The following is a 23,014-nucleotide window of genomic DNA, read 5'->3' on the forward strand; positions in this document are numbered from 1 at the left end:
TGTTAACAATTCTGTAAACTCTCGCGGTGAAATGTCCCGGTGGAGATAGGGCATCAAGAGCCTGGGAAAGGGTCGCTTTTGACCGCCGGCAATCTAACAAGAGGTCATGATGAGTACAGAGATTAAAACTCAAGTCGTGGTACTTGGGGCAGGTCCTGCAGGTTACTCTGCAGCCTTCCGTTGCGCTGATTTAGGTCTGGAAACCGTACTGGTAGAGCGCTACAGCACCCTCGGCGGTGTCTGTCTGAACGTCGGCTGTATCCCGTCAAAAGCGCTGCTGCACGTGGCGAAAGTCATCGAAGAAGCTAAAGCTCTGGAAGAGCACGGTATCGTGTTTGGCCAGCCGCAGACTGACATCAACAAAATCCGTACCTGGAAAGAGAAAGTCATCACTCAGCTGACCGGTGGTCTGGCTGGCATGGCAAAAGGCCGCAAAGTGAAAGTGGTCAACGGTCTGGGTAAATTCACCGGTGCCAATACGCTGGTAGTGGAAGGAGAGGGCGGCGCAACCACCATCAACTTCGACAACGCCATTATCGCTGCCGGCTCGCGTCCTATCGAACTGCCCTTCATTCCGCATGACGATCCGCGCGTGTGGGACTCTACCGATGCGCTGGAGCTGAAAGAAGTTCCGAAGCGTCTGCTGGTTATGGGCGGTGGCATCATCGGTCTGGAGATGGGTACCGTCTACCATGCGCTGGGTTCAGAGATCGACGTGGTCGAGATGTTTGACCAGGTGATCCCGGCCGCCGATAAAGACGTGGTGAAAGTGTTCACCAAGCGTATCAGCAAGAAATTCAACCTGATGCTGGAAACCAAAGTCACCGCGGTAGAAGCGAAAGACGACGGTATCTACGTATCAATGGAAGGTAAAAAAGCGCCGGCTGAACCACAGCGTTACGACGCAGTGCTGGTGGCGATTGGCCGTGTACCGAACGGTAAAGGTCTGGATGCTGGCAAAGCAGGCGTGGAAGTGGACGATCGCGGCTTTATCCGCGTCGACAAACAGATGCGCACCAACGTGCCACACATCTATGCTATCGGTGACATCGTCGGTCAGCCAATGCTGGCGCACAAAGGCGTGCACGAAGGTCACGTGGCGGCAGAAGTGATTTCCGGTCTGAAGCACTACTTCGACCCGAAAGTGATCCCTTCTATCGCTTATACCGAGCCAGAAGTGGCCTGGGTGGGTCTGACCGAGAAAGAAGCCAAAGAGAAAGGCATCAGCTACGAAGTGTCCACCTTCCCGTGGGCGGCATCGGGCCGTGCTATCGCGTCTGACTGCGCAGACGGTATGACCAAACTGATCTTCGACAAAGAGACGCACCGTGTTATTGGTGGCGCGATTGTCGGTACCAACGGCGGCGAGCTGCTGGGTGAAATCGGTCTGGCTATCGAGATGGGTTGTGATGCCGAAGATATCGCGCTGACCATCCACGCGCACCCAACCCTGCACGAATCGGTTGGCCTGGCGGCGGAAGTGTTTGAAGGTAGCATTACTGACCTGCCAAATCCGAAAGCGAAAAAGAAATAAGTTCGCCTGAGGCTTAGGTTAATTAACGGCTCCTGTAAGGAGCCGTTTTTTTATTAATCGAAAACGTAAGTTGAATAGATAAAAGCGGGCGCAGGAGCAACACGTTAACGATGCCGGAATAGCGGAGGAGACCCTCCGCTATTGAAGTTTACTGTTGTGCTTCGTAAGCCATGACAGCCGATAATTCAGCCGCGAATATCCGCAATCGTAATTCACACAGTGAACTGCGATTTGCCAGGCATAAACCTAACAGGATGAGCCCGCTGATAATCAGCGTGCTGAATTTCACCTTCATAATCACTTACTCCTTGCATTAGCACGAGCAAGCCATTACCCTGACACTGTCTGGGTGTAGGGTAGTGGCTCACCCGTGCGGTTAATGAAAATTAATCGCACGGTTCACCTTCCACCATCCACCTCAATTTCTTTTGCAGATCTTAAGGCAGATAGCCTCAAGCGCCCGCAGGCAGTCTACGCTATTTATTTATCATTTCCTCTTTTATTTTTTTATCTCTTTTTTAAATCGCAGTTATTTTTTAAGGGTGTATTTTAATTGAGTGACTAAGTTTAAAAGGTTAATTTAAACCGGCACTGCGTTGATAATTAATTAAATACGCGCAAGGCATCACGTTCAATATTTATCAGGTGATGTGGTATTAATTTTTCCTCAGGAAAACGTGTGCGGGAAGCTGAAGGGTAGCCGTTTAGTGCAAGCGCATTAGCACATAACCAAAAGTGAATGAACCGGCCTGAAAGGGGATTGCAGGTTATGGATTCGCTGTGTGAGGGCCGGATGCAACAAATTACGCGCTAAAACCTGGCTCCACTGGCTACCGGCACAGGCGCGAACAGGCACTACCAGAGCCGCTCTGGCTTCTCTTCTGGCGCAAAGCGCAGACAAATCTGCTAAATAACGCGCGGATGTTGCTTTTTTGTAAACGGATTAACAATCAGCCGAAATCCTGCTATGCTGGCCGACGCAGAACCGGGCACCTCACCCTACTGTTTGACAGCATCAACAGGTGCACCGGAAAGCTATACAATGAGAGCGAGGAGAACGTCGTGCTAGAAGAATACCGTAAGCACGTTGCCGAGCGTGCTGCCCAGGGAATCGTACCTAAGCCGTTAGATGCTTCCCAGATGGCCGCGCTGGTTGAACTGCTGAAAAACCCGCCAGCGGGTGAAGAAGAATTCCTGACTGACCTGCTGGTCAACCGTGTCCCGCCGGGTGTTGATGAAGCGGCGTATGTAAAAGCCGGATTCCTGGCAGCTATCGCAAAGGGCGAAGCCCACTCTCCTCTGGTCACTCGTGAAAAAGCAGTCGAACTGCTGGGCACCATGCAGGGCGGCTACAACATCCATGCGCTGATCGAGGCGCTTGACGATGAGGCTCTGGCACCGATTGCCGCTGAAGCACTGTCCCACACGCTGCTGATGTTCGATAACTTCTACGACGTCGAAGAGAAAGCCAAAGCGGGTAATCCCCACGCGAAGAAAATCCTCCAGTCCTGGGCTGATGCAGAATGGTTCCTCAAGCGTCCTAAGCTGGCAGAAAAAATCACCACCACCGTGTTCAAAGTGACCGGCGAAACCAACACCGACGACCTCTCTCCGGCGCCGGATGCATGGTCACGTCCGGATATTCCACTGCACGCGCTGGCTATGCTGAAAAACCCACGTGACGGCATCGAACCCGACGATGTTGGCAACGTTGGCCCGATCAAACAGATTGAAGCTCTGCAGCAGAAAGGCTTCCCGCTGACCTACGTCGGTGACGTGGTTGGTACCGGTTCTTCACGTAAGTCCGCGACCAACTCAGTGCTGTGGTTCATGGGTGACGACATTCCGTATGTGCCGAACAAAAAAGGCGGCGGTCTGTGCCTCGGCGGTAAAATCGCGCCGATCTTCTTCAACACCATGGAAGATGCTGGCGCGCTACCGATCGAACTCGACGTTGAGCGCCTGAACATGGGTGATGTGATTGACGTTTACCCTTACAAGGGTGAAGTACGCAATCACGAGACCAATGAACTGCTGGCGACCTTTGCGCTGAAAACCGACGTGCTGCTGGATGAAGTGCGCGCCGGTGGCCGTATTCCGCTGATTATCGGTCGCGGCCTGACCACCAAAGCGCGTGAGTCGCTGGGTCTGCCGCACAGCGATGTGTTCACCAAAGCCAAAGATGTGGCTGAAAGCAACCGTGGTTACTCGCTGGCGCAGAAAATGGTGGGCCGCGCCTGCGGCGTGGCAGGGATTCGTCCTGGCGCCTACTGTGAACCGAAAATGACCTCGGTCGGCTCTCAGGACACCACCGGTCCAATGACCCGTGATGAACTGAAAGATCTGGCGTGTCTGGGCTTCTCCTCCGATCTGGTGATGCAGTCCTTCTGTCACACCGCCGCTTATCCGAAGCCGGTCGATGTCACTACACACCACACGCTGCCGGACTTCATCATGAACCGTGGCGGTGTCTCGCTGCGTCCGGGCGATGGCGTGATTCACAGCTGGCTGAACCGTATGCTGCTGCCGGATACCGTCGGCACTGGCGGTGACTCACACACCCGCTTCCCGATTGGCATCTCGTTCCCGGCCGGTTCTGGTCTGGTGGCGTTTGCCGCGGCGACGGGCGTAATGCCTCTGGATATGCCGGAGTCAGTGCTGGTGCGCTTCAAAGGCGAAATGCAGCCGGGCATCACGCTGCGCGATCTGGTGCACGCGATTCCGCTGTACGCCATCAAGCAGGGCCTGCTGACCGTTGAGAAGAAAGGCAAGAAAAACATCTTCTCCGGTCGCGTGCTGGAAATCGAAGGTCTGCCGAAGCTGAAAGTTGAGCAGGCGTTTGAGCTGACCGATGCCTCGGCCGAGCGTTCTGCGGCGGGTTGTACCATCAAGCTGGATAAAGAGCCGATCATCGAGTATCTGAACTCCAACATCGTACTGCTGAAGTGGATGATCTCCGAAGGCTACGGCGACCGTCGTACGCTGGAGCGCCGTATTCAGGGCATGGAAAAATGGCTGGCCGATCCGCAACTGCTGGAAGCCGATGCCGATGCGGAATACGCAGCGGTGATCGAAATCGATCTGGCGGAAATCAAAGAGCCAATCCTGTGTGCGCCGAACGATCCGGACGACGCGCGCTGGCTGTCTGACGTGCAGGGCGAGAAGATCGACGAAGTGTTCATCGGTTCGTGCATGACCAACATCGGTCACTTCCGTGCGGCAGGTAAACTGCTGGACGCGCACAAAGGCCAGCTGCCGACCCGCCTGTGGGTGGCGCCGCCAACCAAGATGGATGCCGCGCAGCTGACAGAAGAAGGCTACTACAGCGTCTTTGGTAAGAGCGGTGCGCGTATCGAGATTCCGGGCTGTTCACTGTGCATGGGTAACCAGGCGCGCGTGAAAGACGGCGCGACGGTGGTTTCCACCTCGACCCGTAACTTCCCGAACCGTCTGGGTACCGGTGCCAATGTGTTCCTGGCGTCAGCCGAGCTGGCCGCGGTCGCTTCCCTGCTGGGTAAACTGCCTACGCCGGACGAGTATCAGCAGTTTATGGTGCAGGTGGATAAAACTGCTGCCGACACCTACCGCTACCTGAACTTCGATCAGCTGGGCCAGTACACCGAAAAAGCGGACGGAGTGATTTTCCAGACCGCGGTGTAAAATACGCCTGCCAGTGAAAAAGGGACGAGCGCATCGTCCCTTTTTTTATGCGCTTTTTTCCCTCGCCGTCTCCAGGCATAATGCGAGCGCGATCCCACTTTCTTGCGCGCGCTGCGCACAAAATGCACGAAAGCGTGCCGTCTGGCGCGCCACAGGTATGAGGCCAACATGGAATATGAATTTCTGCGTGACGTGACCGGTCAGGTCCGGGTACGCATGTCGATGGACCACGAAGCGGTGGGGCACTGGTTCAATGAAGAGGTGAAAGAGAACTTTGCGCTGCTGGATGAAGTCGAAGCCGCGGTGCGTACAGTCAAAGGCACGCAGCAGCAGTGGCAGCGCGTCGGGCACGAATATACGCTGTGGCTGGATGAAGAAGAGGTGATGATCCGCGCCAATCAGCTGGCGTTAGAGGATGACGGCCTGGAAGAGGGCATGACTTATTACGATGAGGAGAGCCTGTCGTTCTGCGGCGTGGAGGATTTTCTCGCGGTGATTGCTGCTTATCGCCGGTTTATGGCCGGCCGTTAACGGGCGCCCGCAGCCGGGGCGCCACTGTCGTTGCGCAGGTTACACGCCGTTAATGGCGGAACGGGCGTGGGATAAAGGTTCCTCATCCACAATCGGTTCGACCTTGCCGAGCAGGAACAGGTAGTTAAGGATTCCGATCACCACCAGCACCGCCGAGAACACCAGCGCCCAGGTAAAGTGGCCGGTGGCACCAACGATAGCGCCGGTAATGATTGGCCCGACCGCGCCGCCCATATTGGAGACGGTATTCTGCAGCCCGGCAACAATTGACACGCTGTTGGTGGGCGCAACATCGCCCGGCAGCGCCCACACCTGAGATGCCGCGACGGTGGTGCCGGACTTAGCAATACACAGCAGCAGCACCGTCATGAACACGGAATCGGTGAATGGCGCGAACCCGATGCACAGCGCCATCAGCAGGCCAATCGTCAGGAACAGCTTGCGCGTGGCGGTCAGCGACAGCACTTTTTTATGCACCATACGGTCCGACGCCCAGCCCGCCAGCACCTCAATCACCATGCCGCAGATCAGCGGCAGCGCCGCCACCATGCCCATTTTCAGGAAATCCATCCCTTTGTCTTTCACCAGGTAGGTTGGCAGCCAGGTGATAAAGAAGTAGGAAGTGTAATTGATGGTGAAGAAGCCAATACACATCGCCCAGATATTGCGGTAACGCAGCAGCTTGTACCACTTCATCGGTCGCACGTTTTTATCGCCGTGCTTCTGCGCCTGGCCATCGCGGATTAGGCGCACTTCATCGGTGCTAATCGCTTTGTGGTCTTCCGGGTTCTCGGCATAAATGAAGTACCAGGCGATGACCCAGATCAGCCCGACGGCACCAATCGCCAGAAAGGTCAGACGCCAGTCGAACAGCGCGATCATAAAGACGATCAGCGGCATGGCGACGGCCCCGCCAAATTTTGATGCGCTGTCGAACAGGCCGGAGACGGTGGCGCGCTCGCGATCCGGGAACCAGCGCGCGGTAATACCGGCGTTGCTGGGATAAGCCGCTGCTTCACCCACGCCGAGCGCCAGACGCAGCGCCAGCAGCGATTTAAAGCCAGTGGCGAGCCCCATCGCCATGGTGGCAATCGACCACCAGCCGACAGCGATACCGAGGCCTTTTTTCTGGCCGAAGCGGTCGGCAAACCAGCCTGCCGGGATCTGCAACAGCGCATAGGACCAGAAAAACGCTGCCATGATTAAGCCCATCATCTCCGGATTGATGTCGAGCTCGGTGATCAGGTGCGGTGCGGCGGCAGAGAGTACGGTACGATCAATATAGTTAATGGCAATGGCCAGCCACATCAGGCCGGCGATCCACCATCTGATGCGTGTTGAGCGTGCGGTGTTGGTCATAATCATTATCCACGCGAAAAGGGTGACAGAGGAGGGCGGCGTCAGGCCAGCCCGTTCATGACATTCATCGGGCGTTCGCCCTGTTTTATACACTGCACAATCTGCGTCACGCAGCGTTCGCCGATGGCGCTGATAGCACCGTCGGTATATCCGGCAAGGTGCGCCGTGGGGATAAAGTTGCTCAGGGTGAACAGCGGATGCTGCGCCAGCGGTTCCTGCACAAAGACATCCGCCGCCGCACCGGCAATCACGTTATCCTGCAATGCCTGGTAGAGATCCTGCTCATTCACCACGCCACCGCGTGATGCGTTGATGAGAAACGCGCTCTTCTTCATGCGCTTCAGGCGCGCAGCGTCGAACAGGTTTTGCGTCTGGTCGGTGAGCGGCATATGTAAGGTGATGAAGTCGCTGTGCTCCGTCAGCTGATCGAGGCTGACAAACGTCACACCGTGTTCGGCGGCGAAGGCGTCATCGGGGTAAAAATCGAAGGCGAGAATGCGCATATTGAAGCCTTTAGCGCGCAGTGCCACCTGCTTACCGATATTGCCCAGGCCGATGATGCCGAGCGTTTTGCCGTAGACGTCGGTGGCAAAAATGCGTGGCCAGTGGCCGGCGCGGGTCTCTATTGCGGCGGTGGTGATCTGGCGCGCGCTATTGAGAATCAGCGCAAAGGCGAAATCGGCAACCGCGTGTTTGTTCGCGTCCGGCACGTTTGTCACGTAAATACCGCGCGCACGGGTTGCGTCGAGGTCGATGTTATCGACGCCCACGCCGTGCTTGCAGACAATTTTCAGCTGCGGTGCCAGCGACAGCAGCGCATCGTTGACCTCGGTAAAGGCCACGATCAGGGCGACGGTGTCGGCGAGATGCGGCGCCAGCGCGCTGAGCGGTGCGTCGGCGGGCAGCGTAATCAGCTCAAAGCCCTGCTGGCGCAGTGTGTCGATCGGCGCGGCGTCGTAGCGGGCGAACGAAGGTGAAGTACAGATGACTTTCATAGCAAATGCGTCCCGGTGTTAATAACAGCAGCCATCGCTGCCTGAATCCGCCCCGCCTCCGTCAGATTAACCCTAACCCTGATGGCGGCAGGGGGTAGCGGCGGCTGTATTGCGCGATGAATCGCGCCGCTACCACAGTTGCGTGCGGTAAGTGCTTTGAATTTCCTGGCTTTACTGCAAATACTGATTCACGATCTGGCGGATCTTCTGCTCTTCCTCCGCAGAGAAGCGCACCGCATAGCGGCTGTCGCCAACCTCATAGCCGAGCAGCGCCACGGCTTTTTTCACCGCCGCCGGGGAAAAACCAATGCTGTAAAGATCGGTACGCAGGCCGGTTACGTTCTCCTGAGCGGCGCGCGATCCGGCGATGTCACCGGCATGGAAGCGCGCCCAGATGGCGTTAATCTCTTTCGGCGCCACGTTAGCCAGCCCGGAAATACAGGCGGAACAGCCATCGACGAAGCCCTGATGAATCAGTGAATCCGGCCCGTTCAGCACGTTGAAATGCGCAATACCTGCCGCTGCCTGCAGAAAGCCGCTCAGGCTTTCGTAGCTGCCGGCGCTGTCTTTGATGCCAATGATGTTGGGATGCGCTGCCAGCGTGCGCACGGTTTCCGGCAGCAGCGTATTACCGGTGCGTGCCGGAATGTTGTAGAGAAACAGCGGGACGTCGAGGGCGTCGGCCACGGCGCGGTAGTGATCAATCAGCTCTTCCTGTTTAAGCGGGACAAAGTAAGGGGTGATCACCGAGACGGCATCCACGCCCAGCTTTGCCACCTGCCTGCCCAGCCGGATAGTCTCACGCGTCGAGATCTCGCCAATGTGCGCCACCACCGGTGCAGTGCCGTTTACTTCGTCGACGCAGGTCTCGGTCACCGCCAGCTTTTCCTGCTCGTTCAGTACGAAAAACTCCCCGTTGGTGCCGCCGCAGAAAATACCGTTGCCGGCGCTCAGCTGACGCTGAATCTGTTCACGCTGCGCGGCAGGATTGTAGGCTCCGTCGCGATCAAAAGTGGTGACGATGGCGGTCAGTACGCCCTGAATGGTGTTGCTCATGATTTCCCCGCTCATGCTGAGTGATTTAACGCCGGAAACAGCGTCAGGTAGACGTTGCGCACATCGTCGGCGCTGACTTTCATCGGTACATTCTTCATCAGGCGCTGCACGTCCAGCGCGGCTTCGACCAGATACGGCAGATGATCCGGCCCGATACCCAGCGCTTCCAGGCTGGCCGGCAGTTTAAGGCGCTGCACCAGCGCGGCGAAATAGGCCACCAGTGCGTGCGATTTGGCCTCTTCATCCAGTGCGCTATCGGCATCCGGCAGCAGATCGTAGGCCTGCGCGAACTTGCTCACCGCCGCCGGACGCACAAACTGCATGCACGGCGCCAGCAGAATGGCGTTGGCCACGCCGTGCGGCAGATGATACTTGCCGCCCAGCGGATAGGACATGGCGTGCACCAGGTGCGTCCCGGCATGGGCGATCGCCGCTCCACCGTAGTAGGACGCCCACAACATATTCAGCCGTGCTTCCAGGTTGTCCGGTTCGGCAAAGGTCTTTTCGAGGCTGGCGAACAGCTTTTTCATGCCGATCAGCGCATAGTTATCACTCACCGGATTGGCCACGGTGGCGGTGAAGCACTCAATCAGGTGGCACAGCGCATCAATCCCGGTCGACGAGGCGATGTGCGCCGGCATGCTGGTGGTCAGTTCCGGAATCAGCGCCACGTAGTCCGGCAGCATCACCGGCGAAATAATACCGACCTTGGTCTCTTTCTCCGGAATGGCCAGGATGGCGTTGGGCGTGGCTTCCGAGCCGGTGCCGGCCGTGGTCGGGATCAGTAAAGAAGCGGTACGCGTGTGCGGCTTCTCACCGGCCAGCAGCGCCGTCAGGGTTGGCGCATCGGCTACGCACAACACGGACAGCAGCTTCGCCACATCCAGCACGCTGCCGCCGCCAATGCCGATCACCAGATCGACGTCGCCGTGCGGCAGCGCCGCAACAATCGCCGCCACATCATGCTGGCTCGGCTCGGGCGGCACCGTATCAACCAGGCTCAGGCTGGCGATCTGCTGCTGCAGCCGGGCGATAAGCGCCTGCACCGCCGGAATACCCAGAATGTTTTTATCCGTGACCAGCAACGCCTTCTGCTTATCCTGCAGTAAATAGCTGAGATCGTTCAGAGCCTGATAGCCACTGATCACGGTGCTGTTGATATTCATGTCATGCCCTTATAACGGTTTTGCACATTATGATTAGGTTTGCTCAATGCTGTGCGGGGTGTATCCCTTTCTGAGGCTAAATTTATAGGCGATATCGATTTCAATTAATTTGATCTTGCTCACATATAATCAATCATGATTGAATATAATCAAATGCAGCACGGCAAGGGGCCGTGACAGGAGAGAGAATGACTTCATCGCCATGGAAAACGCCCGTTCTGGTGATTGCCGACGATTTTACCGGCGCCAATGACGCAGGCAGCGGCTTCGCGCTGGCCGGCGCGCGCGTCCACGTGCTGTTCAATAACCTGACACCCTCGGATGCCGGCGCAGCGGATGTGCTGGTGATCAGCACCGATAGCCGTGCGGTCAGCGCAGCGGAAGCCGCCAGCCGCACGCATGCCGCCATGCAGCCGCATCAGCAGATAGCGAAACACGGCTGGCTGTTTAAGAAGATTGACTCAACGCTGCGCGGCAATCCAGGCGCTGAGGTGGCGGCCGCGCTGCAGGTCAGCGCGAAACGGCTGGCGCTGGTGGTGCCGGCGGTGCCAAAGCTGGGCCGCATCACGCGCGGCGGGGAAGTGTGGATCCATCAACAGCGCCTGACTGATACCGAATTTGCCAGCGATCCTAAAACCCCGGTGACCAGCAGTAACGTGCTGACGCGGCTGCAGATGCAATGCGACCTGCCGGGCGAGCAGATCGATCTTGCCACGGTACGCAGCGGCACGCTGGCCGCACGGCTGGCGACCAGTCAGGGACTGCTGGTACTGGACGCGGAACTGCAGGCGGATATCGACACTATTATCGCGGCGGCCGCGACGCTGCCGGAACGTCCGCTGCTGGTCGGCGCGTCCGGGTTAAGCGATGCGCTGGGTGCGCATCTTGCTGCGCGGCCCTCTCGCCCGGTGCTGGCGATTGTCGGTTCGATGAGCGCCATGGCGCAGCAGCAAATCGCCCGGCTCGCCAGCCAGCGTGACATCCGCTTGATTGATATTGATATTTGCCAGCTGTTTGCCACACCGGCATGGCCGCAGGCGGCGGCCTGGCAGCAGGCGATGGTCCAGGCGCTGCGCGAGGGCGTGCACTGTGTGGTGCGCACTACGCAACAGGCTGACCAGCGCCACGCGATTGCGCAGCTGTGTCAGCAGCAGCAGATTACGCGCCAGCAGCTCGGCGAGCGCATCTGCCAGTTTCTGGCGCAGCTGACGCGCGCCGTCTGCGCGCACATTCAGCCTGCCGGCCTGTTTCTTTCCGGCGGTGACGTGGCCATCGCGGTGGCGCAGGCGCTCGGGGCCAGCGGCTTTCAGATTCAGGGCCAGGTGGCGGGCTGTGTGCCGCACGGGGTTCTGCTTAACAGTGAATTACACCTGCCGGTGATGACCAAAGCGGGTGGCTTTGGTGATGAAAACACCCTGGCAGAAGCCATTCGTTTTATTGAGGAGAAGTCGAGTGAATAACACTATTGCGGTGACCATGGGCGATCCGGCGGGCATCAGCCCGGAAATCATCATTAAAGCGCTGGCAGAAGGGGAGCTGGCGGGCATTCCGGCGGTGGTGGTCGGCTGTGCCGCGACGCTGCGTCGGGTGCTGGCGCTGAACATTACGCCGCACGCCGAGCTGCGCGTGCTGGACAGCGTGCAGGATGCGCATTTCGCACCGGGCATCATTAACGTCATCGATGAGCCGCTGGCCGATCCTGACGCGCTGCAGCCGGGCAAGGTACAGAAGCAGGCCGGCGATCTGGCCTGGCGCTGCGTGAAGCGCGCCACCGAACTGGCGCTGGCGGGCGACGTGCAGGCGATTGCCACCGCCCCGCTGAACAAAGAGGCGCTGCACGCGGCGGGCCACCTTTATCCCGGCCATACCGAACTGCTGGCGCAGCTGACCCAGACCAAAAATTACGCCATGGTGCTGTATACCGACCATCTGAAAGTGATCCACGTGACCACGCACATCGCGCTGCGTAAGTTCCTCGACACGCTGAACGGCGAACGTATTCAGACGGTGATCGGCATGGCTGATAGCTTCCTGCGCCGCGTGGGCTATGACCAACCGCGCATCGCGGTCGCCGGGGTCAATCCGCACGCGGGCGAGAATGGCCTGTTTGGTGATGAAGAGATCACCACGGTGACGCCAGCAATCCAGGCAATGAAGCAGCAGGGCATTGATGTCTATGGCCCGTGCCCGCCGGATACGGTGTTTTTACAGTGCCAGCAGGGGCAGTACGATATGGTGGTGGCGATGTACCACGATCAGGGGCATATCCCGTTAAAACTGCTTGGCTTTTACGATGGCGTCAACATCACGGCGGGACTGCCGTTTATCCGCACTTCCGCCGACCACGGCACGGCATTTGATATCGCCTGGACAGGTAAAGCGAACTCTGCGAGCATGGCGATCTCGATAAAACTCGCGATGCAGCTTGCATAGGGAAATATGAAGGGACAAAGCCGTCTCGACCAGATTATGGACTATCTCAAAAGTCATAATCTGGTCACTGTTGAACAGCTGGTGAGCGCCATTTCTGCTTCGCCAGCCACCATTCGCCGCGATCTGATTAAGCTGGACAAGGAAGGGGTGATTAGCCGCAGCCACGGCGGCGTCACGCTGAACCGCTTTATCCCGACGCAGCCGACCACGCTGGAGAAGATGCAGCGTAACCTGGCGGAGAAGCAGGCCATCGCCCAGTTCGCCGCCAGCTATGTGCAGTCCGGCGATGCGGTAGTGCTGGATGCCGGCACCACCATGCTGGAACTGGCACGACAGCTGACCCATTTGCAGCTGCGGGTGATCACCGCCGATCTGCACATTGCGCTGTTTTTGTCGGAGTTTAAACAGATTGAGACCACCATCATCGGCGGCCGCATCGACGACTCCAGCCAGTCGTGCATTGGTGAGCACGGCCGGCGCCTGCTGCGCAGTATCAATCCGGACATCGCGTTTGTCAGCTGTAACTCATGGAGTATTGAGCGCGGTATTACCACGCCGACGGAAGACAAAGCCGGGCTGAAGATGGATCTGCTGGCCAACGCGCGCCGGCGCATTCTGCTGGCCGACAGCAGTAAATATGGCTCATGGTCGCTGTACTGCGCGGCACCGATTGATAGCCTGACCGATGTGGTGACCGATTCCCGCCTTGATGAAGCGGTATGCCGTGATTTGCGCGAGCGCGGCATTGGCCTGCAGCTGACCGCGTAAATGTGCCGCCTGCATCAGCGGGTGAATGACGTGCGCTGCGCTACCGCGGCGCAGCCTTCACCCACTGCTGGCGCTGAGTTACAACAACTTCAATCCCGTCGCCGGAATATTGCGTCCGTAGTAAATCTCACGCATCTCCTTCCACAGCAGATTGGTAATGCGCTTGTGTTCCTGCGGGCTCAGCTCTTCAGGTTTGGTGTTGAACAGGTAATACTTCAGATCAAATTCTTTCAGCAACATCTTGGTATGAAAGATGTTTTCCTGATAAACGTTAACGTCCACCATGTCGTACATCGCTTTCATATCCTCGGACATGAAGTTCTGAATGGAATTGATCTCATGGTCGATGAAATGCTTCACGCCATTGACGTCGCGGGTGAAGCCGCGCACGCGGTAATCCACGGTTACGATATCCGACTCCAGCTGGTGGATGAGATAATTCAGCGCCTTCAGGGGCGAAATCACGCCGCAGGTCGAGACTTCAATGTCGGCGCGGAAGGTACATAAACCGCCTTCCGGGTGACTCTCCGGATAGGTGTGCACGCAGATGTGACTCTTGTCGAGGTGCGCGACCACCGAACTGGGCAGCGGGCCGGGATGCTCGGAATTATCGATATCCTGCGGATTGATCGGCTCTTCACTGACCAGAATCGTCACGCTGGCACCCTGCGGCTCATAATCCTGGCGCGCGATATTCAGCACGTTAGCGCCGATGATTGAGCAGGTCTCGGTGAGGATTTCCGTCAGGCGGTTGGCGTTATATTGCTCATCAATATAGGCGATATAGCCATCACGTTCGGCTTCGCTATTGGCATAGCAAATGTCGTAGATACAAAAACTCAGGCTTTTGGTCAGATTATTGAAGCCATGTAGTTTTAGCTTTTGCAATTGGGTTCACCTCCTGAGATCAGCTGAGCGCGTTTAAAAGATATTGCGGCAGGGCAAAGCTGCCGATGTGCAGCTGTGGCGTGTAGTAACGGCAGGGTAGTCCGGCCGCGGCAAAACGTGACTGCAGCGTCGCAAGGTCCGGCTGGCGCAGCGCCGGATCGTCGCTCGCCCAGGCGAAGGTCATGATGCCGCCGTAGTAAGTCGGAATCGCCGCCTGATAAAAGCTGACGTCAGCGAAATAGTGGCTGAGTTTACGGTGGCTGTTGACCGCTTCATCCTGCTGCAGGAAGCAGACGCCGTTCTGCGCGACAAACACGCCACCGGGATTGAGCGCCTGTTTGCAGCCGGCATAAAACGCCGAGGTGAACAGACTCTCGCCGGGACCGATTGGATCGGTACAGTCGGAGATGATCACATCAAACCGTTCCTGCGTCTGGCTGACGAAGTTAACGCCATCGTCGATCACCAGCTGCAGACGCGGATCGTCGTAAGCGCCGGCGCTGTGGTTAGGCAGATAGGTTTGACAGAAATTCACCACGCCGGCATCAATTTCCACCATGGTGATGTGCTCAACGCGCTGATGCCGGGCGACCTCGCGCAGCATCGCGCCGTCACCGCCGCCGATAATCAATACGCGCCGGGCATTGCCGTGCGCCAGAATCGGCACGTGCGTCATCATTTCGTGATAGATAAACTCATCGCGCTCGGTGGTTTGCACCACGCCGTCCAGCGCCATCACGCGGCCAAACGCGGCGTTCTCAAAGATCACCAGATCCTGATGCGCGGTTTTATCGCGGTATAGCAGATTGTCTACGCTGAAATATTGGCCAAAGCCGCTATGCAGCGTCTCATGCCAGGTCTCTTTGTCGGCCATGCCGGAGCGCTCCTTATGCTGTTAACGCGCAATAATGCCAGAAAAAAGCATAACGAATTATGACCGTGCTTGCACGGTCAGGGCGTTAACAGCAGCGCAGGGCGGAGGATTATTTCACGTAGGCAAGCAGGCTGAGGGAATCGCGCGCCAGCGACTTACACTTTTTGTCGTTGGTGATGGCGATACCGCTCAAATCTTTGTAGCTCTCTTCACCGAGGGATTTCATGTTGTAAGCGCTGTAATTGCTCAGATCCCAGCGGTTTTGCTGGGCAAAAAACACCAGTGCTTTACGAATCTGCGCGTCGGGCAGATCCTGATAGCCGCAATCATTTTTCAGATAGACAAACACGGCGGTGAGGTCAGCCAGATCTTCTGCTTCGGATTCGCTCAGGGCAAAACTGGTGGAGGAGAAGCCAAGGAGTCCCGCCAGCAGCAGGATCTTGATGCTTTTCGTCATAATCGTTCTCAACAAGGGACAATTTAATGACGTTAGCACAGTTATTGCCGGGATTCCGCTAAATTTGGCTAAATGGGCCACTGGCGCGTTTTTTATCCCGGCGGGCGCTTTCATCGCTTGACCCTCCCGCAGGGGAAAGGTTTACGCTGTGCCCATATTCACGATAAGGATATGAATATGCAACGTCGTCATTTTCTCAAGCTGACTGCCGCCCTCAGTGCAGCCGGCGCGCTGCCCTTCTGGAGCCGCTCGCTGATGGCCGCTACGCGCCCGCTGTTGCCCATCCCGTCGCTGCTGGAGCCCGATGCACACGGCCAGTACACGCTGACTGCCATGACCGGCAGCAGCCAGTGGAACGGCAAATCCGTCCCAACCTGGGGTTACAACGGTAGCCTGCTCGGCCCGGCGCTGCGGCTGCAGCGTGAGAAAAGCGTCACCGTCAATATTCATAATCGCCTGCCGGAAGCCACCACGCTGCACTGGCACGGGCTGGAAATTCCCGGCGCGGTGGATGGCGGTCCGCAGGCGCTGATTGCGCCCGGCGCCACGCGTCAGGTGAGTTTTACCCCCGATCAACCGGCGGCGACCTGCTGGTTCCATCCGCATCAGCACGGCAAAACCGGCTATCAGGTGGCGCAGGGGCTGGCGGGGCTGGTACTGCTGGAAGATGAGGCGTCCGGCAAGCTGCGGCTGCCGATGCAGTGGGGCGAAGATGATGTGCCGCTGATTTTCCAGGATAAGCAGCTCACTCAGGACGGCACGCGTATCGATTATCAGCTGGATATCATGCGCGCCGCCGTGGGCTGGTTTGGCGATTTGATGCTGACCAACGGCGTGCCGTATCCGCAGCACGCGGTGCCGCGCGGCTGGCTGCGGCTGCGCCTGCTCAACGGCTGCAACGCGCGCTCGCTGCACATCGCCGCCAGCGATAAACGTCCGCTGTACGTGGTGGCGAGCGACGGTGGCCTGCTGGCTGAACCGGTGAAGGTGGAGAGCCTGCCGCTGCTGCCGGGCGAGCGCTTTGAAGTGCTGGTGGATACTTCAGACGGCAAAACCTTCGATATCGTAACGCTGCCGGTCACGCAGATGGGCATGACGCTGGCGCCGTTCGATCAGCCGCTGCCGCTGGTACAGATTCTGCCGCTGCGCGTGATGGCCAGCGGTACGCTGCCAGACCAGCTGGTGGATGTGCCGCCGCTGCCGGCAACGGAAGGGCTGCAGAGCCGCTGGCTGCAGCTGATGATGGATCCGCAGCTGGATCAGCAGGGCATGCAGGCGCTGCAGCAGCGCTACGGTGCCAAAGCGATGGGCAGCCAGCACGGCGCGGGCAAAGCGATGGATCACGGCAGCATGAACATGGACCATGGCGCGATGGAGCATGGCAACATGGATCACGGCGATATGACGATGGATCAGGGTAACCACGCCAGCAGCGCCGCATATGATTTCCACAACGGCAACAAAATCAACGGCCAGGCCTTCAACATGGAAAAGCCCATGTTTGCCGTGCCGCTGGGCAAATATGAAAAATGGACCATCTCCGGCGAAGGCGACGCCATGCTGCATCCGTTCCACATTCACGGCACGCAGTTCCGCATTCTGACCGAGAACGGCAAGCCGCCTGCGGCGCATCGTGCCGGCTGGAAAGACATGGTCAGCGTCAACGGCTGGCGCAGTGAAGTGCTGGTGCGCTTCAACTACGTCGCCGATAGCGAAAATGCCTATATGGCGCACTGCCATCTGCTGGAGCATGAGGATACCGGCATGATGCTGGGCTTTACGGTGAGCTGACGGCTGCTTCCAGCGCCAGGCGGATATCCTCAATCAAATCATCGGCATGTTCGATGCCGATCGACAGGCGCACCGTCGCGTCGGTGATGCCAATGCGCTCCCGCACCTCCTGCGGTACGCCGGAATGGGTGGTGCTGGCGGGATGGCTGGCGAGCGACTCGGTGCCGCCGAGGCTCACCGCCAGTTTGAACAGCGCCAGCGCGTTGAGAAAGCGGAATGCCGCAGCCTGGCCGCCCTCGATATCAAAGGAGAAGGTGGAACCGGCACCGCTGCACTGGCGCTGCCAGGTTTCTCCTGCCGGACTGCTGGCGTCGAGATAGGGCAGCCAGTGCAGTTTCGCCACCTGCGCGTGATCGCGTAAAAATGCCGCGACCTGTTCCGCATTGCTGGCGGCTTTCTCCATGCGCAGCGACAGCGTTTCCAGCGAGCGGCCAATCATCCAGCTGGAGTGCGGATCGAGCTGGGTGCCAATCGCGCTGCGCAGCGAACGCACTTTGTTGATTAACGCCCGGCTGCCCAGCGCGGCGCCGGCAATCAAATCGGAATGACCGCCGACATATTTGGTCAGCGAGTAGAGGGAGATATCCGCGCCGTGCTGCAGCGGACGCTGAAACAGCGGGCCGAGCAGGGTGTTGTCGCAGGCGAGAATCGGCCGGGAGCCCTGCTGCTGGGTGATCACCTCCGCCACCTGACGCATCAGTTGGATGTCTACCAGACTGTTGGTGGGGTTGGCCGGTGTTTCAATCAGAATCATCGCGACGCGCCCGCGCTGCCACGCCAGCTTCGCGGCTTCATACACTTTATCTTCGTCGGTGCCGTCGCTGAATCCCACCGCTTTGATCTCCAGATCGTGCAGCGTTTTGCTCAGCAGCGTTTCGGTGCCGCCGTACAGCGGCTGCGAGTGCAGGATCACTTCGCCGGGACGGGCAAAGGTCAGCAGCGTGGTGGCAATCGCCGACATGCCGGAAGAGAACAGCGCGGCGCTTTCGGCACCTTCATAAATGGCCAGCCGATCTTCGACGATCTCGCTGTTAGGATGGTTGAAGCGGGAATAGACCAGCCCGCCGCTTTTGCCCGCCGGCGGTTGCTGGCGGCCGGCAACGAAATCGAAAAATTCTTTGCCCTCTTCGGCGCTGTTAAACACAAAGGTTGACGTCAGAAACACCGGCGGCTTCACCGCACCTTCTGACAGGCGCGGATCGTAACCGTAGTTGAGCATCTGCGTTTCCGGATGCAGTTCACGCGTGCCGATCTGCGTTTTTTTACCTGATGAAGCGGCCATAGGGATCTCCAGAGAGAGCGGGCAGGATGCTTACAGTTAACGCCAGCGCAATAAATTTCGCCACGATAACGTTTGCGTTCTGTGCGCGGCGTTAGCCTGTGCGTCGACTATGATAGAATGCGCGGCTTTCTGAAAACCTTCTTAGGCGAATGCAATGAAACACACCGTCGACGTGATGATCTCTGAGCAGGAGATCGCAACCCGTATTGCCGAACTGGGCAAGCAGATCAGCGAGCACTACCGCAACAGCGGCAGCGAAATGGTGCTGGTCGGCCTGCTGCGCGGCTCCTTCATGTTTATGGCTGACCTGTGCCGCGCCATTGATGTCGCGCACGAAGTCGACTTCATGACCGCCTCCAGCTACGGCAGCGGCATGTCCTCTACGCGCGACGTGAAAATCCTCAAAGATCTCGATGAAGACATTCGCGGCAAAGATGTGTTAATCGTCGAGGACATCATCGACTCCGGTAACACCCTGAGCAAAGTGCGTGAAATTCTGCAGCTGCGTGAGCCAAAATCACTGGCGATCTGCACGCTGCTGGATAAGCCGGAGCGTCGTGAAGTTGAGGTGCCGGTCGAGTTTGTCGGCTTTACCATTCCGGATGAGTTCGTGGTCGGCTTCGGTATTGATTACGCACAGCGCTACCGCCATTTGCCGTATATTGGCAAAGTTACGCTGCTGGACGAATAACCGCACAATCTTCCAAGGCTGATTCCCTCCGCCTGCGATAAGATGCGCAGCCCGTAACTCAATGACTTACGGGCTCGGCACGCGTTTTCCTGCGGCACGCAGAGTGGTAGAGTGTGGTGGGTTATCACTCTGCGCAATTCCTTTGATTTCACAACCGTTATCGCTGAATAACCCCGCACGCTCGACGCGAGCGCACTATCATTTCATATGGCTATGATGTCATTACAACAGGGTACGGACTCGCAATGACTTATGCACTGGAACTTTCCGGGCTGACCAAGACCTATCCCGGCGGCGTACAGGCGCTGAAAGGCCTCGATCTCAACGTGGAAGCAGGCGATTTTTATGCCTTACTGGGCCCTAACGGTGCTGGTAAGTCCACCACCATTGGCATTATCAGCTCGCTGGTGAACAAATCCAGCGGCAGCGTGCGCGTGTTTGGCTACGACCTGCAGAAAGATGTGGTCAACGCCAAGCGGCAGCTTGGGCTGGTGCCACAGGAATTCAACTTTAACCCGTTTGAAACCGTGATGCAGATTGTGGTTAATCAGGCCGGTTATTACGGCGTGGAACGTGCCGAAGCGAACAAGCGCGCGGAAAAATACCTTAATCAGCTCGACCTGTGGGGCAAGCGTAACGAACGGGCGCGCATGTTGTCCGGCGGGATGAAGCGCCGGCTGATGATTGCCCGGGCGCTGATGCATGAACCGAAACTGCTGATTCTTGATGAGCCGACGGCTGGTGTAGATATCGAACTGCGCCGCTCAATGTGGGTGTTCCTGAAAGAGCTTAACGCCAAAGGCACCACCATCATCCTGACCACCCACTATCTGGAAGAGGCGGAAATGCTGTGCCGTAACATCGGCATCATCCAGAGCGGCGAGCTGGTGGAGAACACCTCAATGAAAGGGCTGCTGTCCAAGCTGCAGTCGGAAACCTTTATCCTCGACCTGGCGCCGCGCAGCCCGCTGCCGCAACTGGAGGGCTTCCAGTATCGTCTGGTTGATACCTCAACGCTGGAAGTGGAAGTGATGCGTGAACAGGGGCTGAATAGCGTATTCAGCCAGCTGAGCGCGCAGGGCGTGCAGGTGCTCAGCATGCGCAATAAAGCGAATCGTCTGGAAGAGCTGTTCGTCAGCCTGACGCAGGGAAAAACAGGAGTAACCGCATGACGCATCTGTACTGGGTGGCGCTCAAGAGTATCTGGAGCAAAGAGATCAACCGTTTTGCCCGCATCTGGATTCAGACGCTGGTGCCGCCGGTGATCACCATGACGCTGTACTTTATTATCTTTGGCAATCTGATCGGCTCACGCATCGGCGATATGCACGGCTTCAGCTACATGCAGTTTATCGTGCCGGGCCTGATTATGATGGCGGTGATCACCAACGCTTACGCCAACGTCGCCTCGTCATTCTTCAGCGCCAAGTTCCAGCGCAACATTGAAGAGCTGCTGGTGGCGCCGGTGCCGACGCACATCATTATCGCCGGTTATGTCGGCGGCGGCGTAGCGCGCGGCGTGTGCGTGGGCGTGCTGGTGACGGCGGTGTCGCTGTTTTTCGTGCCGTTCCACGTATTCTCGTGGCCGATGGTGGCGATCACGCTGCTGCTGACAGCGATTCTGTTCTCGCTGGCGGGCCTGCTGAATGCGGTGTTTGCGCGCACCTTTGACGATATCAGCCTGATCCCGACCTTCGTGCTGACTCCGTTAACTTACCTCGGCGGCGTATTCTACTCGCTGGCGCTGCTGCCGCCGTTCTGGCAGGCGGTGTCGAAGCTCAATCCGGTGGTGTACATGATCAGCGGGTTCCGCTATGGCTTCCTTGGCATCAACGATGTTCCGCTGGTGTTGACGCTGTCAGTGCTGGTGGCGTTTATCGTGGTGTTTTACGTGCTGGTGTATGCGCTGATTCAGCGCGGACGCGGCTTGCGCACCTGAGGCGCAGCTCCGAATAAGAAGCCGCTGCCGGCGTCGTCCGGCGGCGGCTTTTTTTTACCCACTCTTCGCAATTCCAGACGCGTCTTGTGCTTTCAGTCTGTGGCTTTCCCCATAGTGGCCGCTGACCAAAAAAGCAGCGGGGAAGCGAAGAGTGAATCGGGTATCATGGATTGATAATTTACGCGGCATGAGCATTCTGGCGGTGATTTTTTTGCACTGCATGATTGCAGTGAACCAGCAGGCCGGGCACTTCACTGCCTTTAACGAGCTGGTGAATCAGCTGCTGGCGCCGGTGCGTATGGGGCTGATGTGCTTTGTCTCCGGACTGTTCGTCGCCAGCGGTTTACGCCACGGGCAGGCGCGCTATCTGCGAAACAAAGTCAGCAGCATTCTCTATCCGTTTGCCGTCTGGGCGCTGATCTACGGCGGGCTGAAGTGGACCTTCAGCGCGATGGCCAATCACCCACAGTCGCCGCTGGCCATCGCGCTCGGCCATCTGAGCGGCGGCGATATCACCTGGTTTCTGCACTCGCTGTTTCTGTTTTTTGTGCTGATTATCCCGGCGCGCCGCCTGCCTGCGGCGCTGGTGCTGACACTGTGCGTTGCCGGTGCGGTGCTGCTGCCGCCGGTGCCGCCTGACTCGCTGTTTGCCAGTTTCGACAACCTGCATCTGAACAAGTCGCTGGTGCTGTTTGCCTTCTTCTACAGCGCCGACTGGCTGGTGCGAAAGGATGTTGATATTGCCGCGTTCGCGCAGCGTCGTACGCCGCTGCTGCTGTCGCTGATCGCCTTTATGCTGCTCGCGGCGTTCAGCCTGTGGGGCGGGCTGCGTCAGCATTCGCCGTGGCTGCTGCCGCTGGCGCTGCCCTCAATCCCGCTGTTCGTTGCGCTGGCCTGCCGTATCAATCTGCGGGCGGTTAACTACGTTGGCCGCCATTCGATTGTGTTTTATCTGTCGCACTATCTGGCGATTCAGGTGTGCAGTAAATTGCTGCGCCACGACGGCCACTCTGTGTGGCTGGCTGACCTGCATTTTGTGCTGGCGTTCAGCGTCGCACTGGCGTTGCCAACGGCGCTGTGCGTACTGCGGGCAAAAGGGTGGTTTGACTGGTTGTTTACGCTGAAGCGCAAAGGGCAGCCGCAGCTGGCGGGCGTATAAGGGAAAGGCGCGCTGTCCGTACAGCGCGCGGGATGATCAGGCCACCTGCACCGGCAGCGCTTTAGCGATACGCTTCATTTCGTTATCGCCGTCGAAGTAGGCCACTTTCGGCTGCCAGCTGCGTGCCACTTCATCTTCCACCTGCACATAAGAACAGATGATCAGCAGATCGCCCTGACAGGCACAGCGCGCGGCGGCACCGTTGACCGAAATGATTTTCGAGCCACGCTCGGCGGCTATGGCATAGGTAGAGAAGCGCTGGCCGTTGGTGACGTTATAGATGTCGATGGCTTCGTATTGCAGAATGCCGGAGGCATCAAGAAAATCCTGATCGATGGCGCATGAGCCTTCATAATGCAAATCCGCCTGCGTCACTTTTACGCGGTGCAGTTTGCCTTGTAATACGGTACGAATCATAGCGTGATACCTTT

21 protein-coding genes are annotated in these 23,014 nt (G+C 57.9%); 11 read left to right on the forward strand and 10 right to left on the reverse strand.

The genetic code is table 11. From position 1 onward, the window contains the following. The first annotated feature begins 109 nt into the window (after positions 1-109). On the forward strand, positions 110-1,534 hold the full coding sequence (lpdA, locus tag C1Y42_RS17370) for a dihydrolipoyl dehydrogenase (RefSeq protein ID WP_058759502.1): 1,425 nt from the start codon (positions 110-112) through the stop codon (positions 1,532-1,534). Positions 1,535-1,682: 148 nt separating this feature from the next. On the opposite strand, the gene C1Y42_RS24080 is transcribed toward lpdA, so the two are convergent. After that, positions 1,683-1,829 carry a Hok/Gef family protein gene (locus tag C1Y42_RS24080; protein WP_021314460.1) on the reverse strand — a complete coding sequence of 49 codons (147 nt, stop codon included), beginning with the start codon at positions 1,827-1,829 and terminating at the stop codon, positions 1,683-1,685. 767 nt (positions 1,830-2,596) lie between these two features. On the opposite strand from C1Y42_RS24080, the gene acnB reads away from it, so the two are divergent. Together acnB and yacL are read left to right on the forward strand one after the other, a co-directional pair. Continuing rightward, on the forward strand, positions 2,597-5,194 hold the full coding sequence (gene acnB, locus C1Y42_RS17380; RefSeq protein ID WP_088516643.1) for a bifunctional aconitate hydratase 2/2-methylisocitrate dehydratase: 2,598 nt from the start codon (positions 2,597-2,599) through the stop codon (positions 5,192-5,194). 168 nt (positions 5,195-5,362) lie between these two features. After that, entirely contained in the window at positions 5,363-5,725 is a 363-nt protein-coding gene (gene yacL, locus C1Y42_RS17385; RefSeq protein ID WP_058774816.1) for a protein YacL, read from the forward strand. A 39-nt stretch (positions 5,726-5,764) separates the two neighbouring features. Here yacL and C1Y42_RS17390 read toward each other — a convergent pair whose 3' ends face one another. From C1Y42_RS17390 to C1Y42_RS17405, 4 genes are all read right to left on the reverse strand, one after another. Then, complete coding sequence (locus tag C1Y42_RS17390) at positions 5,765-7,084, reverse strand: MFS transporter (RefSeq protein WP_104094013.1); 1,320 nt, start codon at positions 7,082-7,084, stop codon at positions 5,765-5,767. A 41-nt stretch (positions 7,085-7,125) separates the two neighbouring features. After that, entirely contained in the window at positions 7,126-8,079 is a 954-nt protein-coding gene (locus tag C1Y42_RS17395; protein WP_058770607.1) for a phosphoglycerate dehydrogenase, read from the reverse strand. Between the two features lie 171 nt (positions 8,080-8,250). After that, a complete protein-coding gene (locus C1Y42_RS17400) occupies positions 8,251-9,135 on the reverse strand; it encodes a dihydrodipicolinate synthase family protein (protein WP_104094014.1) in 885 nt (294 codons plus the stop codon). An 11-nt stretch (positions 9,136-9,146) separates the two neighbouring features. Beyond that, positions 9,147-10,301, reverse strand: a complete 1,155-nt coding sequence (locus tag C1Y42_RS17405; protein ID WP_104094015.1) for an iron-containing alcohol dehydrogenase — start codon at positions 10,299-10,301, stop codon at positions 9,147-9,149. 188 nt (positions 10,302-10,489) lie between these two features. Here C1Y42_RS17405 and C1Y42_RS17410 point away from each other — a divergent pair, with 188 nt between their 5' ends. From C1Y42_RS17410 to C1Y42_RS17420, 3 genes are read left to right on the forward strand one after another with little or no spacing between them, the layout of a single operon-like run. Beyond that, on the forward strand, positions 10,490-11,761 hold the full coding sequence (locus C1Y42_RS17410) for a four-carbon acid sugar kinase family protein (RefSeq protein WP_104094016.1): 1,272 nt from the start codon (positions 10,490-10,492) through the stop codon (positions 11,759-11,761). After that, on the forward strand, positions 11,706-12,734 hold the full coding sequence (locus tag C1Y42_RS17415) for a D-threonate 4-phosphate dehydrogenase (protein WP_249219406.1): 1,029 nt from the start codon (positions 11,706-11,708) through the stop codon (positions 12,732-12,734). Before C1Y42_RS17410 ends, C1Y42_RS17415 begins: the two co-directional genes overlap by 56 nt. A gap of 6 nt (positions 12,735-12,740) precedes the next feature. Then, on the forward strand, positions 12,741-13,502 hold the full coding sequence (locus C1Y42_RS17420; protein ID WP_022547144.1) for a DeoR/GlpR family DNA-binding transcription regulator: 762 nt from the start codon (positions 12,741-12,743) through the stop codon (positions 13,500-13,502). Between the two features lie 78 nt (positions 13,503-13,580). Here the strand turns inward: C1Y42_RS17420 and speD are convergent, their stop codons facing one another. The 3 genes from speD to C1Y42_RS17435 form a co-directional block, all read right to left on the reverse strand. Further along, positions 13,581-14,390, reverse strand: coding sequence for an adenosylmethionine decarboxylase (gene speD / locus C1Y42_RS17425; RefSeq protein ID WP_021507527.1), 810 nt, complete (start codon positions 14,388-14,390; stop codon positions 13,581-13,583). Between the two features lie 19 nt (positions 14,391-14,409). Continuing rightward, on the reverse strand, positions 14,410-15,264 hold the full coding sequence (speE, locus tag C1Y42_RS17430; RefSeq protein WP_104094018.1) for a polyamine aminopropyltransferase: 855 nt from the start codon (positions 15,262-15,264) through the stop codon (positions 14,410-14,412). A 109-nt stretch (positions 15,265-15,373) separates the two neighbouring features. Next, positions 15,374-15,721, reverse strand: coding sequence for a YacC family pilotin-like protein (locus tag C1Y42_RS17435; protein ID WP_021507525.1), 348 nt, complete (start codon positions 15,719-15,721; stop codon positions 15,374-15,376). 177 nt (positions 15,722-15,898) lie between these two features. Here C1Y42_RS17435 and cueO point away from each other — a divergent pair, with 177 nt between their 5' ends. Beyond that, entirely contained in the window at positions 15,899-17,512 is a 1,614-nt protein-coding gene (gene cueO, locus C1Y42_RS17440) for a multicopper oxidase CueO (protein WP_104094019.1), read from the forward strand. On the opposite strand, the gene C1Y42_RS17445 is transcribed toward cueO, so the two are convergent. Continuing rightward, positions 17,499-18,794, reverse strand: coding sequence for a cystathionine gamma-synthase family protein (locus C1Y42_RS17445; RefSeq protein ID WP_058759511.1), 1,296 nt, complete (start codon positions 18,792-18,794; stop codon positions 17,499-17,501). The genes cueO and C1Y42_RS17445 overlap by 14 nt on opposite strands. Before the next feature lie 154 nt (positions 18,795-18,948). On the opposite strand from C1Y42_RS17445, the gene hpt reads away from it, so the two are divergent. The 4 genes from hpt (at position 18,949) to C1Y42_RS17465 (ending at position 22,583) form a co-directional block, all read left to right on the forward strand. Then, complete coding sequence (gene hpt / locus C1Y42_RS17450; protein WP_021507522.1) at positions 18,949-19,485, forward strand: hypoxanthine phosphoribosyltransferase; 537 nt, start codon at positions 18,949-18,951, stop codon at positions 19,483-19,485. 245 nt (positions 19,486-19,730) lie between these two features. After that, positions 19,731-20,657 (forward strand): ABC transporter ATP-binding protein, encoded by a 927-nt coding sequence (locus C1Y42_RS17455; RefSeq protein WP_021507521.1) that lies wholly within the window; start codon positions 19,731-19,733, stop codon positions 20,655-20,657. Continuing rightward, positions 20,654-21,424, forward strand: coding sequence for an ABC transporter permease (locus C1Y42_RS17460; protein ID WP_021507520.1), 771 nt, complete (start codon positions 20,654-20,656; stop codon positions 21,422-21,424). The genes C1Y42_RS17455 and C1Y42_RS17460 overlap by 4 nt, the downstream gene beginning before the upstream one ends. 151 nt (positions 21,425-21,575) lie before the next feature. Beyond that, positions 21,576-22,583, forward strand: a complete 1,008-nt coding sequence (locus C1Y42_RS17465) for an acyltransferase (RefSeq protein WP_058770598.1) — start codon at positions 21,576-21,578, stop codon at positions 22,581-22,583. A 36-nt stretch (positions 22,584-22,619) separates the two neighbouring features. On the opposite strand, the gene panD is transcribed toward C1Y42_RS17465, so the two are convergent. Further along, positions 22,620-23,000 (reverse strand): aspartate 1-decarboxylase, encoded by a 381-nt coding sequence (gene panD, locus C1Y42_RS17470; RefSeq protein ID WP_021507518.1) that lies wholly within the window; start codon positions 22,998-23,000, stop codon positions 22,620-22,622. Between the last annotated feature and the right edge of the window lie 14 nt (positions 23,001-23,014).

Source organism: Pantoea sp. ICBG 985 (genome assembly GCF_002928365.1).
GTDB lineage: Bacteria > Pseudomonadota > Gammaproteobacteria > Enterobacterales > Enterobacteriaceae > Pantoea > Pantoea dispersa.

Coding starts and splice junctions, on each gene's coding strand:
- lpdA (WP_058759502.1), top strand. CDS start 110: ATGAGTACAGAGATTAAAACTCAAGTCGTGGTACTTGGGGCAGGTCCT.
- C1Y42_RS24080 (WP_021314460.1), bottom strand. CDS start 1,829: ATGAAGGTGAAATTCAGCACGCTGATTATCAGCGGGCTCATCCTGTTA.
- yacL (WP_058774816.1), top strand. CDS start 5,363: ATGGAATATGAATTTCTGCGTGACGTGACCGGTCAGGTCCGGGTACGC.
- C1Y42_RS17390 (WP_104094013.1), bottom strand. CDS start 7,084: ATGACCAACACCGCACGCTCAACACGCATCAGATGGTGGATCGCCGGC.
- C1Y42_RS17395 (WP_058770607.1), bottom strand. CDS start 8,079: ATGAAAGTCATCTGTACTTCACCTTCGTTCGCCCGCTACGACGCCGCG.
- C1Y42_RS17400 (WP_104094014.1), bottom strand. CDS start 9,135: ATGAGCAACACCATTCAGGGCGTACTGACCGCCATCGTCACCACTTTT.
- C1Y42_RS17405 (WP_104094015.1), bottom strand. CDS start 10,301: ATGAATATCAACAGCACCGTGATCAGTGGCTATCAGGCTCTGAACGAT.
- C1Y42_RS17410 (WP_104094016.1), top strand. CDS start 10,490: ATGACTTCATCGCCATGGAAAACGCCCGTTCTGGTGATTGCCGACGAT.
- C1Y42_RS17415 (WP_249219406.1), top strand. CDS start 11,706: ATGAAAACACCCTGGCAGAAGCCATTCGTTTTATTGAGGAGAAGTCGA.
- C1Y42_RS17420 (WP_022547144.1), top strand. CDS start 12,741: ATGAAGGGACAAAGCCGTCTCGACCAGATTATGGACTATCTCAAAAGT.
- speE (WP_104094018.1), bottom strand. CDS start 15,264: ATGGCCGACAAAGAGACCTGGCATGAGACGCTGCATAGCGGCTTTGGC.
- C1Y42_RS17435 (WP_021507525.1), bottom strand. CDS start 15,721: ATGACGAAAAGCATCAAGATCCTGCTGCTGGCGGGACTCCTTGGCTTC.
- cueO (WP_104094019.1), top strand. CDS start 15,899: ATGCAACGTCGTCATTTTCTCAAGCTGACTGCCGCCCTCAGTGCAGCC.
- C1Y42_RS17445 (WP_058759511.1), bottom strand. CDS start 18,794: ATGGCCGCTTCATCAGGTAAAAAAACGCAGATCGGCACGCGTGAACTG.
- hpt (WP_021507522.1), top strand. CDS start 18,949: ATGAAACACACCGTCGACGTGATGATCTCTGAGCAGGAGATCGCAACC.
- C1Y42_RS17455 (WP_021507521.1), top strand. CDS start 19,731: ATGACTTATGCACTGGAACTTTCCGGGCTGACCAAGACCTATCCCGGC.
- C1Y42_RS17460 (WP_021507520.1), top strand. CDS start 20,654: ATGACGCATCTGTACTGGGTGGCGCTCAAGAGTATCTGGAGCAAAGAG.
- panD (WP_021507518.1), bottom strand. CDS start 23,000: ATGATTCGTACCGTATTACAAGGCAAACTGCACCGCGTAAAAGTGACG.